This window comes from Helicobacter sp. 11S02596-1, assembly GCF_002272825.1.
Lineage (GTDB): Bacteria > Campylobacterota > Campylobacteria > Campylobacterales > Helicobacteraceae > Helicobacter_J.
On record NZ_MLAM01000001.1, the window covers coordinates 120,232 to 134,108 of the forward strand.

11 protein-coding genes are annotated in these 13,877 nt (G+C 42.2%); 2 read left to right on the forward strand and 9 right to left on the reverse strand.

Annotated elements, in window-relative coordinates; all coding sequences use genetic code 11:
• Nucleotides 1-264 precede the first annotated feature (264 nt).
• From BJI48_RS00565 to BJI48_RS00595, 7 genes are all read right to left on the reverse strand, one after another.
• A complete protein-coding gene (locus tag BJI48_RS00565; RefSeq protein ID WP_095330739.1) occupies nt 265-2,448 on the reverse strand; it encodes a TonB-dependent receptor in 2,184 nt (727 codons plus the stop codon).
• Between the two features lie 107 nt (nt 2,449-2,555).
• Nucleotides 2,556-2,894, reverse strand: a complete 339-nt coding sequence (locus BJI48_RS00570; protein ID WP_095330741.1) for an AzlD domain-containing protein — start codon at nt 2,892-2,894, stop codon at nt 2,556-2,558.
• On the reverse strand, nt 2,894-3,583 hold the full coding sequence (locus BJI48_RS00575) for an AzlC family ABC transporter permease (RefSeq protein WP_095330743.1): 690 nt from the start codon (nt 3,581-3,583) through the stop codon (nt 2,894-2,896). The genes BJI48_RS00570 and BJI48_RS00575 overlap by 1 nt, the downstream gene beginning before the upstream one ends.
• The gene (locus tag BJI48_RS00580; RefSeq protein WP_095330745.1) at nt 3,576-4,796 is read right to left on the reverse strand and encodes an ABC transporter permease; all 1,221 of its coding nucleotides are present in this window, start codon (nt 4,794-4,796) and stop codon (nt 3,576-3,578) included. The genes BJI48_RS00575 and BJI48_RS00580 overlap by 8 nt, the downstream gene beginning before the upstream one ends.
• The gene (locus tag BJI48_RS00585) at nt 4,793-5,878 is read right to left on the reverse strand and encodes an ABC transporter permease (RefSeq protein WP_095330747.1); all 1,086 of its coding nucleotides are present in this window, start codon (nt 5,876-5,878) and stop codon (nt 4,793-4,795) included. Before BJI48_RS00585 ends, BJI48_RS00580 begins: the two co-directional genes overlap by 4 nt.
• A gap of 15 nt (nt 5,879-5,893) precedes the next feature.
• Nucleotides 5,894-6,874, reverse strand: a complete 981-nt coding sequence (locus BJI48_RS00590; protein WP_095330749.1) for an efflux RND transporter periplasmic adaptor subunit — start codon at nt 6,872-6,874, stop codon at nt 5,894-5,896.
• Between the two features lie 39 nt (nt 6,875-6,913).
• A complete protein-coding gene (locus tag BJI48_RS00595; RefSeq protein ID WP_095330752.1) occupies nt 6,914-8,377 on the reverse strand; it encodes a TolC family protein in 1,464 nt (487 codons plus the stop codon).
• A 976-nt stretch (nt 8,378-9,353) separates the two neighbouring features.
• On the opposite strand from BJI48_RS00595, the gene BJI48_RS00600 reads away from it, so the two are divergent.
• Nucleotides 9,354-9,860, forward strand: coding sequence for a YqhA family protein (locus BJI48_RS00600; RefSeq protein ID WP_095330754.1), 507 nt, complete (start codon nt 9,354-9,356; stop codon nt 9,858-9,860).
• Nucleotides 9,861-9,881: 21 nt separating this feature from the next.
• Here the strand turns inward: BJI48_RS00600 and BJI48_RS00605 are convergent, their stop codons facing one another.
• Together BJI48_RS00605 and BJI48_RS00610 are read right to left on the reverse strand one after the other, a co-directional pair.
• Nucleotides 9,882-11,195, reverse strand: coding sequence for a hemolysin family protein (locus BJI48_RS00605; protein WP_095331070.1), 1,314 nt, complete (start codon nt 11,193-11,195; stop codon nt 9,882-9,884).
• Nucleotides 11,196-11,331: 136 nt separating this feature from the next.
• Nucleotides 11,332-12,912, reverse strand: a complete 1,581-nt coding sequence (locus tag BJI48_RS00610) for an inorganic phosphate transporter (RefSeq protein ID WP_095330756.1) — start codon at nt 12,910-12,912, stop codon at nt 11,332-11,334.
• A 682-nt stretch (nt 12,913-13,594) separates the two neighbouring features.
• Between BJI48_RS00610 and BJI48_RS00615 the strand changes: the two genes are divergently transcribed.
• Nucleotides 13,595-13,861: a NifU family protein gene (locus BJI48_RS00615; protein ID WP_095330758.1), complete on the forward strand. Its 267-nt coding sequence runs from the start codon at nt 13,595-13,597 to the stop codon at nt 13,859-13,861.
• Nucleotides 13,862-13,877: the final 16 nt, after the last annotated feature.

Consider the following 13,877-nt stretch of genomic DNA (forward strand, 5'->3'; position numbering starts at 1 on the left):
GCAGTCCGCCCAAACCTTAAATTATTCCCCGTGAGTGGTCTTCAGATTCGCTAAGCGAATCGAGTAAGCAAAATGAAAACCTTAGAAAATTATCTCCAATATTCAAGGCAAACTTAAATATGAGATGATTACTTTAGGAATGGAAGCAGGCTCTGCCTGCTGGAATGGTCTTCAGGTTTAATTTTTCAGAGAAAAAATTAAACCGAGTTTAAAATAGATGAGCGGTCTTCAGGTCTGGGTAAAACCCAAACCGAGTCCATATAATCAAAACTGGTAAGACACGCTCACACGGAAGTTTCTGCCGGGTTCGTAGTCCGCAGAGGAATCAACATAGGTAAATTTTGCCGTCTGGGCGATATAAGCCTCATCAAAGAGATTATACACACCAAAATCGATTTCTAGCCCTTGCAGGCTCTTTTGGCTCGGCATATAGCTGATATAAATATCTGAAACGCTATAACCGGGCTTGTGTTCAAAAACGCCGTGTTCTTTTTTGTTGTAATTGGTATAAAGCAAGGTATTCCAGCCGACTAGCACATCGATGGGTGTGATGAAATACTGCAGATTGAGCGTGTATTTATCACCCGTTTCTGGGGCGATGTTCGTGCCTTTATCAGAGTTGCCTTGTGGGTATTTGTAGTCGATTTTAGTCAGCGTATAGCCAAAGGTCGCTGTGAAATCATAGATCTTGCCTTTGATACCGACTTCTGAGCCATAAACATCGGCTTCGCCCGAATTGGTGCGTGTATAAGCCTTACTTGTTCTATCCCGTTTTTCCAAGATCAAATTATCATATTTGGTATAAAAGCCTTTTGCAATCACATCAAGCCCATAGTTGCCAAATCTGCCTTTATAAGTCAAGCCACCTTCAAAGTTGTTGCCCGTTTCTGCTTTGAGCTTTTCAACATCAGCAAAAATAATCTCTGCTTCTGCTAGCCGTTTGGCTTCGACTACTTGCGGGCCTTTGAAGACCTGTGTCCAGTTGGCAAACACGCCCACGCCTACATCTGTTTTGTAGTCCAAACCAAATGCCCCCAAAGGTTTGAAATAATTTTCGCCATAGATAGAATATTCCTCTTTTGTTTTATCGGGTTTTCTGAGTTGATTGAGGCGATAATATTCCACACGAAATCCAGGAATCACACGCAACACGCCAACATCGCCTGTCTTGATAGCCAAAGTTGGCTGGATGTAGAGATTGACATCGTGAGAAGATTCTGATGGGCGATTGGGGATAGCGGTTTCTTTATCTACTTTTTTATCTTTAAATTCCACTTTTTTATTATTTTTGGTGATTTGAACCACGCCATAATACTCCAGACCATAGATGAGATCCATCGCAAGGGTCGGATTGAAGTCAAATTTTTGAAAAGCCTCCGCCTTTGCTCCAAAATTTTGTGCGATTGCTTGGAATAATTCTACTTTAGAGCTGTTGTAATATTCCAAATTATATTTACTTTTATCCAAAGAAACATTGGAATAATAAGTATTTGCCTTGATCTTGAGATTATCACTGGGTGCATAATCATAATGCAAGGTATAAGTCTGGCGATCAAAGACTTGCGGGCCATAATCAACGTCTTTATTTGTCTTGTAATCATCCGGACTTGAGCCAAACTCTGCTCGCACCGGGTAAAGCCCATCATAACGAATATATTCTGCACTCGCTTCAAGCCTCTGGGCTTCATCAAAGCGATAGCCGGCTTTGAGAAGTGTATTGATTTCATAGCCCTTGCCTCCGGTATGCCGACGCGTATCTTGTGTAGGGGTAATGGTCTTTTTCTTTGTATCTTCTTTTTCATAATAATAATACTGCTTGCCAAGACTAAATTGGCTACCCGTGAAGCCAAAATCGTGATGGCGCCAATTCACATAACCCAAAATATCAAACCCGCCCGTGCGCCCATATACCATCGCCGATTCTTGGAATTGATTATCATTGGTGTAGTAGCCACTTTTGAGCTTGAAGCCAAAGTTTTTATCAGGCTCAAGCATATCTTCAGCACTGATGGTTTTAAACAAAATACTCCCGCCAAGCCCGCCAGAAGTCCCTACAATCGAGCTTGTCCCCACGCTCACATCGACAGCCTTGAGAATATCGGGATCGACAAGGAATGACTGGGTATGGTGGTAGGCGATCCCGCTTTGCCTTGCCCCATCGATCTGGACATTCAAAGCACTTTGATTCATCCCACGGATATAGGCACGCTGGTTGAGTCCATTGGTCCCGCCGACAAATACGCCGGGCATATCGCGCAAAATATCCCGCAATAGCGAAGCTTGGCGCACGCCAATCGTCGTCGCATCGACATTTTCATACCCTGCTGCCGTAGCGGTAGCAGTGATTTTTGAAAGCGTGAAAGCAGCCGGCTCATCAGCACCTAAGAGGATTTGCCCCCCCCCCCCCGTTAGCACAAAAAATAACATATGATTAAATATTTTTCTCATAATTGACCTTTTTTAGTTTTTTATTTAAAAACAAAAATAGTATTTATTTTTATTTTTAAATTTTTACAGAATCAAAACTTAATTATTGATGAATTTCGGGGAGAATTTTATAAAATCAAATTCAAAATAGAACTTTGGAGCAAATACATATACAAAAGTGTTCCAGAAACAATACTCACAATCGGCATTTTAAACAAAATCTGCAATATTGCCACGCATAAAAACGCTAAAAGCTCATTGAGCCCATAAGGGCTAGTGCTCACAGCAACATCCTTGAAACAATACACAATCAACATCCCCACAATCGCACCGGGCAAGACCTTTCCGAGATACAACAAAAAATCAGGGGCTTTGCGTTTTGAGCCAAATATTACAAAAGGTAACACACGCATCAAAAATGTCGTCGCCACAATCACGCACACCACCATTATCGCATCCAACATCATCACTCCAATTTGTTTTTTAGCAAACCCAAAATCAGTGTCATCAACACCAACGCCGGGAGCAAAAACACCCCCGCACCAAACACAACCAAACAAATAAAACTCACAATAAGTCCGATGAGAGCGGGGATATGGCTAGGGTTAGCTTTCCAATGTTCGATAAAAATCACGATAAAAATCGCTGTCATAATAAAATCAATACCCGCAGGATCAAAAACGATTTTTGAACCCAACAGCGCCCCGCTCACACAGCCAATCACCCAGTAGATGTGGTTTAGCAAGGCAATAAAAAACATAAAATACGCTTTATCAATGCCAGGAGATGGTTTTTTGAGATTGAGTAAAGCAAAGGTTTCATCTGTGAGGGCGTGGATCATATAAGGCAACTTTTTCCCCATCTTTTCAAACGCCCCCAACATCCCGATAGCATAAAATATCTGCCTCGCATTTACCATCAAAGAGAGCAAAAACACACTCCAAATCCCCACCCCACTAGCCAATAACCCCACAGCGACAAATTGCATCGCACCCGCATAGATAAACACCGCCATAAAAAACGCCCAGATAAAATCATAACCATTTTTTTGTAGCAACACCCCAAATGCCATCCCCATCAACACATAGCCGAGCATAATCGGGATCGTATGAGGAAAAGCGTCCTTGAGTGCCTCCCAAGCCTTTTGTTTATCCATTCAAAACCCCAATATGTTGTTTTTTGTGCTTCAAAATCATTATCGACAAGCTTGTCGCCACAACACACAAGGCTGCCAGCCAATAAAAATGCCCCATCACTGCCAAAAGGGGTGCGCCCATTTGATTCATCTGCACAAAGCCAGCAATGCCGTGAAATGCCGGGATAAAATGTGCCAAAAACACGATGGGAGCGGGTATGAGATCTAGGGGCCAAATAAAGCCCATCATAAACACCAAAGGCAACGAAGTAATCAAAACAATTTGCGTAGGCAAAGCAGGGCGAGAAAGAAGCAATCCAAACAAAACCCCAAAGCTCGCACAACACAAAATAAACATCAATGCAAAGCACCAAAATGAAATGATATTTGCACCGATATGGACGCCATAAAACTGGAATAAAAAACCAAAATAAAATATAAAAAACACGATATAAATCATCGAAAAAGCCGTGATTCTCGCAAGCACAAGTTTAACGGCGGGGGCGAGATAGAAGTAATTTGTTTGGAGATTTTCTTCGATATTTTTTTGGTCTGAAGTGTTTTTTTGGAGGTTTTTTTGGATTAAAAGGTTTTTTTGATTTTGAGACGCACCCAAAATCCCCGCCCCAGCAATCATCGTCTGGTGCAAGATAAACACCAAAATCGCAGCCAAAGCATAGTTGATATAGCCGGCACTCGGGTTATAGAGCGGGATAGCATTAGGCTGGATCAATTCGCTATCTTGTGGCGTATTTTGATGCCCTCTGTCTTTTTCTAGGAGGATTTTTTGGTGCTTGATTTGGTTTGAGAGCTCGTTGCTTGCATTCAAAATCCCATCAATCACCGCCCCATAAATCAAAAAATACGACGCATTAGCGAAGTAATCCAAACGGCTAGGGATTCCCCGATACACATTGGATTCAAATCGTTGCGGGATTTCCAAAATCCCTCCAATCTCATCTTTTTCTAGCAAGTTTTTTGCCTCTTTCATTGAGATAAACACGGCTTTTACATCGACTTGGGGCGTAGCTTGCACCAAAAAAATCAACTTTTTTGATAACGATGTATTATCCCGATCGACCACGGCGATTTTTTGCGAATCTAAGATGTCATTGCGATAAGGCGAGGGATACAAAAAAGCATAAAGAAGCGAGCCGATCACCACAACAAAAACCACCGAAATATTGGTAAAAATGGCTTTAAATTCTTTAAAAAGCACAGCAAAAAAACTCATTTTTTTGCCCTCAAACTTTCTAGGAGCAAACCCAGTGGCAAAAAAAGCAAAAACGGCAACATCAAAGCGATAGTTTTGAGACTATAGAGCCCATCAAGGGCGTAATTTGCCTGCTGTAAATAAAATTTCATAAAATACGAAATCGGCAAAATATGACTCCAAAACAATGCAAAGCTATCCATACTATTTTGCGGGTAGGTAATGCCTGCAAAAGCAAAGCTCGGTGCGGTATAAGCAGCAATAAAACTCGCCGTCTTGGTGCTATCGCGCAAGAAAGATTGCAAGCAAATCACTACCGAACTCACCGCACCCACCATCACCACCACGCCCAAAAACACTATCCCAATATTGCCAAAATGAGCATACCCCAAAGTGCTAAAAGTCGCCATCATCGCCATCCCCCAGCACACAAAAATAACGCTATTTATTATTAAGCCTGAGAGCGTGTCTTTATATCCTGAAGCCTTACCCAAAAAATTTAGCATCCCCAAAGCAATGAGAATCTGCCACATACACGGCAAAATCAGTGTCAATAAAAACTGGGCGTAACTATTGTTAGGATTATAAAGGGCGTGGATATTCGAGATAATCGGCATTGCCTCTGATAGAGCAATGTTGATGTCAGCATTTTTTGCAAGCCCTTTTGCAAAGAGAGCTTTGGCATTCATCGTGGCAATCACTTGCAAAAAAGCACTCTGGATTGCCTTGCCAATCAGCACAAATTGGGCATTGTAATAAAAAGGGATTGTTGTTTTCACCCCGATTTTGCTATGGCGCTCCAAGCCTGCTGGGATAACCACAACGCCATAAATTACCCCACTACTTAGATCGATTTTTGCCCGCTCTAGCGAATCATAGACTTTTTTTATCTCTAGCGTAGAAGTTGCATTCAGATTAAAATAGATCTGGTTACTTAGCAAACTTTTATCATCATCGATAATGCCAATGGGGAGCTTTTGGGGTAAGCCCATATAAAAAATACTATAAACCAATATCCCCAAAAACACGGGCAAAACAAAGCAAATGATTGCCAAAAATTTATTTTGCCAGAGGTTTTGGATTTGTTTTTTGAAATGTTTCATCGCCCATTCATCGCTTTAATGCAATGTTACCATCACGCTCATCCCCACTTTCAAGCCCGCAATCTCACCTAGGGGTTTGGCCTCAATCTCAAAACTTTTCATATCATAGCCTTGCGTGCTTGATGTGGCTTTCCACGTGGCAAATTCGCCCATCACAGAAACATAATCGACCTTAAATTTTACATTTTGTCCCAATGCCGGGATATAGCCCTCAAATTCCGATCCTAGTGCAAAATCTTTCAGATAAGATTCAGGGATGCTTAGTTGCAACCAAGCGTCTTTGATATCGACAAGTTGGACTACAGGGAAGCCGCTCGGGCTTAGTTCCCCGCTATAAAGCAAAATATTGCTCACCTCCCCATCGATAGGTGCATACGCTTCAATATCTTTGATATACGCCTCCACCTCGCTGACCTGCCCTGCTGCGGCTCTTTCTTTTTCTTCGGCAGCTTTTTTAGTTTCTGCACTCGCCCCATCAAGCGCGATTTTGTATTGCTGGTAAGCGGTGTTTTCGTGGTATTTTGCACTTTTGTAGGTTGCGTAGGCTTCATCTCTTCTTTGCAGGCTTGCTACGCCATTATCATAAAGCCCTTGTATTCTCTGATAAGTCTTTTCTGCGAGATCTGCCATCGCCTTGGCACTTTCCCATAAATCCCTAGCGGAGACGATGGTTTCGACACGCGCACCCTTTTTTGTCTCATCGCTCATCGCTTTGGCAGCTTCATAGCTCGCTTGGGCTTGGGTGAGCTTGGCTTCAAGTTCGGGGCTTTTGATGGTATAGATCACATCCCCTTTTTTAACCTGTGTGCCTTTTTTGACAAAAATTTGATCAATCCGCCCCGCAAGCTTGGAACTCACGCTGTATTCTCTCGCATTAATTTGTCCTTGGAGTATCTGGGGCTTGGGCGCATAAGCGATATAAAATGTCCCACCCAACCATATCAAGAGGACTAGCCCAATGGCAGTTGCTAACCAAATTTGAATATTTTTTTTCATACACCATCCTTTATGTCCATAGCTTTTTGATCTCTTGGGCTAATGCTGGTAATCATAAAACATATCTAAATGATTGCTCAAAGCCATCAAATCCGCTAACGACGTGATGGCTTTATATGTAACACTTTTTTGCTCGATCAAAACTGCCAAAAGCGCATTCCTAGCATCAACGACTTGCGCACTCGTTGCGACCCCTTGCTTGAACGCTTCTTCTTGAAGCTTGAGATTTTCTCTAGCAAGCTCGATACTCGAATCCAAGCTTTCATACTCTTGTATAGCCGAAACGACCTGTTTGTAGGTCTTGCGGGTCAAAAGCTCGAGTTCTTTTCGAGCTTGGGATTTTAGTGCTTCAAGCTGGAGTTGGGCAAGCTTGGCAGCTTGATATTTTTGAATCCGCCCCTCGGGCGTAATGATCGGGAGGGAAGCCCCAATGCCAACATACCAATCAGGGATCATTTTGTTTAAGATAGAATCCTTATCTTTCATCACATAAGACCCAAAAAGTCCCACTTTTGGCAAAAATTTGCTCATTTGGAGCTTTTTGACTTCATTGGCACTGAGTGTTTTGTTTTCAAGAGTCTTGAGTGCCGGATAGGTTTGGAGTGTTTCATTGACAAAAAAATCCGCACCAAAATCTGTTATATGCAGGGTTTTGTCTCCAAGATTTAGCGGTGAGCTGGGGAAAAGATTGTCCTTAGAGGACAAGATAGTCTGAAACGCCAGATAAGCGATCTCCAAAGAATTTTTTGCCTCTGCGGTTTTGTTTTTGGCTCGATCATATGCCACTTGAGCGCTCAAAACCTCAATCCTTGCGATTTGCCCTGCTTTTTGGAGTTTTATGGCGTTTTGATAATGCTGGTAATGCCCGTTTTGTATATTTTCAAGGACGTGAAGCACTTCTTGATGGAGCACCACGCCATAATAAATCCTCACAAGCTCTTCAAAGGTTGCGAGTTTTTTTAATCGAAGGGCTTCGTTTGCATCTTTGATCTCTAAAGCTGCGATTTTGCTCGCATAGATTCTCGCCCCACCCGTATAGAGTGGATAAACGATATTCAACGCCCCCATTACGATGTCTTGTTTGGAAAGTGGGATGGGCGAAGCTAGCGTTTGCAAAAAGCTGTTGATGGGTGGCAATGTTGGAATTTGAGGAATCAAACTTTTGTCTTGGATCAAATCGAGCTCGATAGGCTTTGCCAAATGCACGTAAAATGCACTCAGATCAATGCTTGGCAAAAATGAAAGCTTGGTAGCTGTGCTGAGTTTTTGCGCACGCTGGATACCGATTTCTTCAGATTTGATACCATCGTGGTGTTGTAACACCCTTTCCCAAGCTTGCTTGATCGTGATGGCTTCATCCACCAAAGCAATTGTGCTGGGCTTTATTTCTTTTGGCTTGGTCTCTTTTGTTTCTTTTTTTTCTTGCGTTTCTTGGGTAAAACTATCGGCAAAAACATTAATAAAAACGATACAAAAAATAAAAAATACAAAAAAATTTTTCATTAAATACGCCTTATCACGCAAATCCTACTACCCCTCTGCTACACAATGCCACAAACTCTAAAAATGCGGTAACTATAACACAATATTTATAAAAACCACTAAAAATTGGGCTGAAATCGTGTGCTAGCAGGGGATTACTCGGGCGAGTCAAAATACTTTAGGAGCGAAGCGAGGCTTTGCCTCTTGGGGTGGTCTTCAGATTCAGTTTTAAACTGAATCGAGTAAAAAATAATAATTTTTTTCCATAGCTGTGCGACTAGTGATTGTTTCTCATACTAGCTAGAAAGGGGTCAGGGGGGCTTAGAATTGCGAAGACCGCCCCCCTAGACCCCTTTAGAACCCCTACCCCCGTCACGCCCCCAATGCAATGCAGGATTAAAAAGCGTAGCGGGCTCGGCTTGCTGGCGGATAAGGTTTCCAAACCTTAGAAATTTTACCCACCCGCCCCAAGTTGATGACCAGCGGTAGCTGGGAATAACCCAATAACTTTAGGAGCGAACGGGGGCTTTGCTCCCGTGAGTGGTCTTCAGATTCACAACGTGAATCGAGTAAAAATAATGATTCTTTCCATAGCCGTGCGACTAGTGATTGTTTCTCATACTAGCTAGAAAGGGGTGTTGAGGATTCCCGCCCGCCCTATCTGACTTGCGAAGCGCCCCCCCCCCCCCGCTCACCCCTTTAAACCCCTGTTCCCCCTGCACGCCCCCTTAGTAGGCGAGATGACAGGGCGTAGAGGGCTTTGGTTTGTTGGCGGATAAGATTTAAAAACCTTAGAAATCTATCTCAAATACACAAAGCTTCGCTTTGTGTATGAGATGGTTACTTTAGGAATGGAAGCAGGCTCTGCCTGCTGGAATGGTCTTCAGGTTTAATTTTTCAGAGAAAAAATTAAACCGAGTAAAACATAATGAAAAGCAAAACATAATATTTTTTGTTATGATTACCGCCTAAAAATATTCCATCAAAGGGTGCGAGAATGAATTTTATCCAACAATTATTTGAAAAACTGCTTTGGAACTCTAGGCTTTTTATCATCCTTGCTGTCGTGCTTTCGATGGTGGGGGCTACACTGCTCTTTGTCGTGGCAAGTATCGATGTTATCAAGGCGGTTATCAATACTTACAAATATTATGTTGGCTTGCTAGGAGCGGATGCAGATATCCATAATGTCTTGTTGCATACCATCGTTTCAGCGATTGATTTGTATTTGATTGCTGTGGTGTTGCTTATCTTTTCATTCGGGCTTTATGAGCTTTTTATCCGCAAGATAACCATCAAAGATGAGAATAGCTCAAAGGTCCTAGAAATCCATACACTCGATCAGCTCAAAGACAAGCTGGCAAAAGTCATCGTGATGGCTTTGATTGTGGCATTTTTCTCAAAAGTCCTCAATATGGGGATTGCGGTCTCTGTGGATATGCTTTATTTTTCTATTTCGATCCTAGCGATTTGCGTGGGACTTTATTTTTTGCACAAACATTAATCTTGCCAAAAATATAAAGCCTCAAGCCTCTTTTGTCTCCATCTGCTCAGGTTGGGGCATTTTGCGGACTTTGAGTTTTTTGATCCTTGCCCCATCCATACTCAAAATCTCAAATTCACAATATTTATCGCTCACACGATCGCTCACAACCGGCAATCTCCCCAGCAAACCAAAGACATACCCGCCAATCGTAACCTGCTCGCATTCATCATCAAAGGCAACGCCCATCGCTTCTTCGACACTCTCAAGATCCATCATCCCATCAAATTCATAAGTATTTTCATCAATGCGGTGCATATCTTCTGTTTTGAGATCGTGCTCATCAGAAATATCGCCCATAATCTCTTCAATAATATCTTCCATCGTCAATAATCCCGCTGTCCCGCCGTATTCATCAATAACAAGGGCGGTATGGATTTGCTCCTTGTTCATTTTGATGAGGATCTGAGAAATTGAGGCACTTTCTGGCACAATAATCATTTGCCTCACAAGGGCTTTGAGATCGTGCTTGTTAGCATCAAATACCGAGCTCATCAGCAAATCCCGGATATGAATCATCCCAATAATATTATCCTTGCTGCCCTCACAATACGGGTATCGTGTGTGGCGACTTTCCATCACGATATGGATATTCTCTTTATAACTTTTTTCAGCATTGAGACAAATCATATCTTTTCTAGGGGTCATAATCTCTTTGGCAATCGTATCAGAAAAATCAACAGCATTTTTGATGATCTCCCCTTCAATCGAATCAATCACGCCACCTTTGAGGCTTTCCCCGACGATGATTTTAAGCTCTTCTTCAGAATGCGCGCTTTCAGCTTCTCTGGCAGGCTCGATACCGATACGCTTGAGAAAAAACGCCGCCAAAATATCAAAAAGTCGGATAACAGGATAGAAAATAACCCAAAAAGAATACAAAGGTCGCGCAACAAAAAGGGCGGATTTTTCAGATTTGGCAATCGCAATAGATTTGGGAACAATCTCGCCTAAAACCACGTGCAAAAGCGTGATGAGCGTAAAGGCGATGATAAAACTGATCGTATGGAGTAAAATAACATTTTCCCCAAAAAGCATCGCAAGTGGGATACCAATAAGCCTAGCAACCGCTGGCTCCCCTATCCAACCAAGCGCAAGAGATGAGAGTGTGATACCTAGTTGCGTCGCACTCAGATACGTATCGAGTTGATGAGAAATCTTCAAAGCCAGCTTGGCATTCAAGCTCCCTGTTTTGGAGAGTTCTTCAAGACGGGATTTTCTCACTTTAACAATCGCAAACTCAGAAAGAACAAAAAAGGCGTTTAAAAACACCAAAAATATCGCAAAAATAAACATCAAAACCGATTCATACGGGTCCAACTAATACTCCTTAAATTTTAGAACGCGATTTTAAAATGCCATCAATGTGCCGAAATATCGGATACGTCCTAATAATAAAAATATTTTATCATAAAAACATATTCCAAATGATTTAAAGTTCAGGTCCCACTGCCATCACGATAAAATAAACCACCGCCCCCAAAACCGCAGAAACCGGCACGGTAATAATCCAAGAAGCAACGATTTTATTGATAGCGCTCCGCTTGACCAACTCATTTTTATAGACTTTTTTGAGCGATTTTTTTTCTTTTTTGTTGAGATTTGGCAGGCTGGATTTTTTGTCCATCTTTTTGAGACTCTCTAACATCGCACCTTTTCGTTTTACGCTAGCTTTATTGAATTTTTCCAAAAATTCCTCAATAGCTTTTGAATCTTTGCCACTATGTGCATTGATGATGGTTTGTTGCATTTCATAATATCTTTTTTTAAGATACTCGCGCAAAAATCCCACCCCAAAAACCGCCCCGATAGCAATATGCGTCGAACTCACTGGCAATCCCAAAGCCGAAGCAACTAACACGGTCAAAGCCGCTGACATCGCAATGCAAAAAGCCCGTATTTTGTCAAGCTCGGTGATTTCACTGCCAACGGTTTTTATGAGCTTGGGTCCATAAAGTGCCAATCCCAAAGAAATCCCAAGCCCCCCAATTACCATAATCCACAACGGCACGCTTGCGGTTTTACCGACACTTTCAAGACTGCCTAATGCCTGATTGATAGCAGCAAGCGGACCGATAGCATTAGCGACATCATTTGCCCCGTGTGCGAAGCTCAATAACGCCGCAGCAAAAACCAAAGGGATCGTAAAAAGGGTGTTGATGTCTTCTTTTGTATTTTGGAGGCTAAGAGCCTTTTTGGCTACCAATGGTTTGATGAGAAAATACACCAAAACGGCGAACAAAAAACTTATTCCCAAAGCAAAAGAAATATCAATAGAATAAATTTTTTTTAATCCTTTTAACATCAAATACAGCGTAAATGCCCACGTCATTATAAAAATCAATAATGGCACAACCTTTTTGGCTGCGAGTTTTTTGTTTTGTTTGTAGGTGATGGTCTTTTTGATAGCCATCAAGAAAATCATCGCAATCAAAGCCCCCAGCAACGGCGAGACAATCCAGCTTGCCACAATGCTACCAAAAACGCCCCAATTGGCAACTCCCAAGCCACCTGCAGCAATGCCTGCACCCAAGATACCCCCAACGATAGAATGTGTCGTTGAAACCGGTGCGCCAATGATCGTAGCTAAATGCACCCAGATTGCCCCAGAAACTAGAGCGGCAATCATCACACCCACGAAGACTTTGGGATCAGCGATACTGATGGGATCGATAATGCCTGATTTGATGGTATCGACAACCTCACCGCCTGCAATGATAGCGCCCAGAGCCTCACAAAATGCTGCGATGATGATAGCCCCAAAAAGCGTGATGGCTTTGGAACCCACCGCAGGCCCGACATTGTTTGCAACATCATTCGCACCAATACTCATCGCCATATACCCACCAATAATGGTGGTAAAAACTAAAAGCAAAGGATTGGAAGTATTTCCAAAATACAGGGCAATAATGGAAATAAAAACCGCAAAAACCATCACAATGGCGATTTTTGAACTCTCTTTTTGAAGTTTCTTGTTCGCTTTTTGAAACTGATTGATGTCCTGGATCTCCACGTTGGTATCTCCAAACCTTAGAATTTCGGCACATCATACCAAAAACTTCAATAAAGCTAACTTATTTGATTACTCGGTTTGTTTTTACCAAAGTAAAAACAAACCTGAAGACCGCTTTTTGGTGGCAAGCCTCCAAACGCTCCTAAAGTAATCATCTCACACCCAGCCTTTGGCTGTGCGTTCAAGATAGGTTTCTAAGGTTTGGAAATCTTATCAGCTCGCAAGCCCAGCCAGCTACGCTTTTTAATCTTACATTGTATTGGGGGCGTGCAGGGGGAGGCGGGGTTCTAAAGGGGTGAGCTTTTACCCGCCCACCCAATAGCGCTTCGCAAGTCAGATAGGGTGGGTGGGAATTCCCATTCCCCTTTCTAGCGAGTATGAGAAAAAATTACTAGTTGCACGGCTATGGAAAAGAATCATTATTGTTTAAACGATTCACTGCGTGAATCTGAAGAATATTTCAAGAGGCAAAGCCTCGCTTCGCTCCTAAAAAGTATCTCAACCCGCCCATCTGAGTTATACCCTGCTAGCACACGATTATCAGCCCAATTTTTAGAGATTTTGATAGCAACGACAAATACCTAGTAAATGATTACTTATCTTCTAAAATCATATTTACAAAAACACAAAAATTTATGCTATAAATCCCAAATTACCTATAATTATCTACAAGGAGAAAGCGATGTTTCCATTCAGCGATGAAGAACTCAAAAAGCCTGTAGAAAAGTCGATTCAAAAAATTCGCCCCACTCTCACGCTTGATGGCGGGGATATTACCTTGCTAGGGATCAAAAACGCCAAAGTATATGTTCGCCTTGAGGGGGCGTGCAGAAGTTGTTCTGCGAGTGCGAATACACTCAAATTTGGGGTAGAAAAACAGCTCAAAACCGATATTCACCCCGATATTGAAGTCATCAATATCCCCGGTGGCGAAACAAAAAACTTCTAAAATTTCAAGGAGATTT

What these genes read in the sequence shown, in the direction of transcription:
- BJI48_RS00575 (WP_095330743.1), bottom strand. Translation starts at nt 3,583, where the DNA reads ATGGATAAACAAAAGGCTTGGGAGGCACTCAAGGACGCTTTTCCTCAT.
- BJI48_RS00590 (WP_095330749.1), bottom strand. Translation starts at nt 6,874, where the DNA reads ATGAAAAAAAATATTCAAATTTGGTTAGCAACTGCCATTGGGCTAGTC.
- BJI48_RS00585 (WP_095330747.1), bottom strand. Translation starts at nt 5,878, where the DNA reads ATGAAACATTTCAAAAAACAAATCCAAAACCTCTGGCAAAATAAATTT.
- BJI48_RS00580 (WP_095330745.1), bottom strand. Translation starts at nt 4,796, where the DNA reads ATGAGTTTTTTTGCTGTGCTTTTTAAAGAATTTAAAGCCATTTTTACC.
- BJI48_RS00600 (WP_095330754.1), top strand. Translation starts at nt 9,354, where the DNA reads ATGAATTTTATCCAACAATTATTTGAAAAACTGCTTTGGAACTCTAGG.
- BJI48_RS00615 (WP_095330758.1), top strand. Translation starts at nt 13,595, where the DNA reads ATGTTTCCATTCAGCGATGAAGAACTCAAAAAGCCTGTAGAAAAGTCG.
- BJI48_RS00565 (WP_095330739.1), bottom strand. Translation starts at nt 2,448, where the DNA reads ATGAGAAAAATATTTAATCATATGTTATTTTTTGTGCTAACGGGGGGG.
- BJI48_RS00570 (WP_095330741.1), bottom strand. Translation starts at nt 2,894, where the DNA reads ATGATGTTGGATGCGATAATGGTGGTGTGCGTGATTGTGGCGACGACA.
- BJI48_RS00595 (WP_095330752.1), bottom strand. Translation starts at nt 8,377, where the DNA reads ATGAAAAATTTTTTTGTATTTTTTATTTTTTGTATCGTTTTTATTAAT.
- BJI48_RS00605 (WP_095331070.1), bottom strand. Translation starts at nt 11,195, where the DNA reads ATGTTTATTTTTGCGATATTTTTGGTGTTTTTAAACGCCTTTTTTGTT.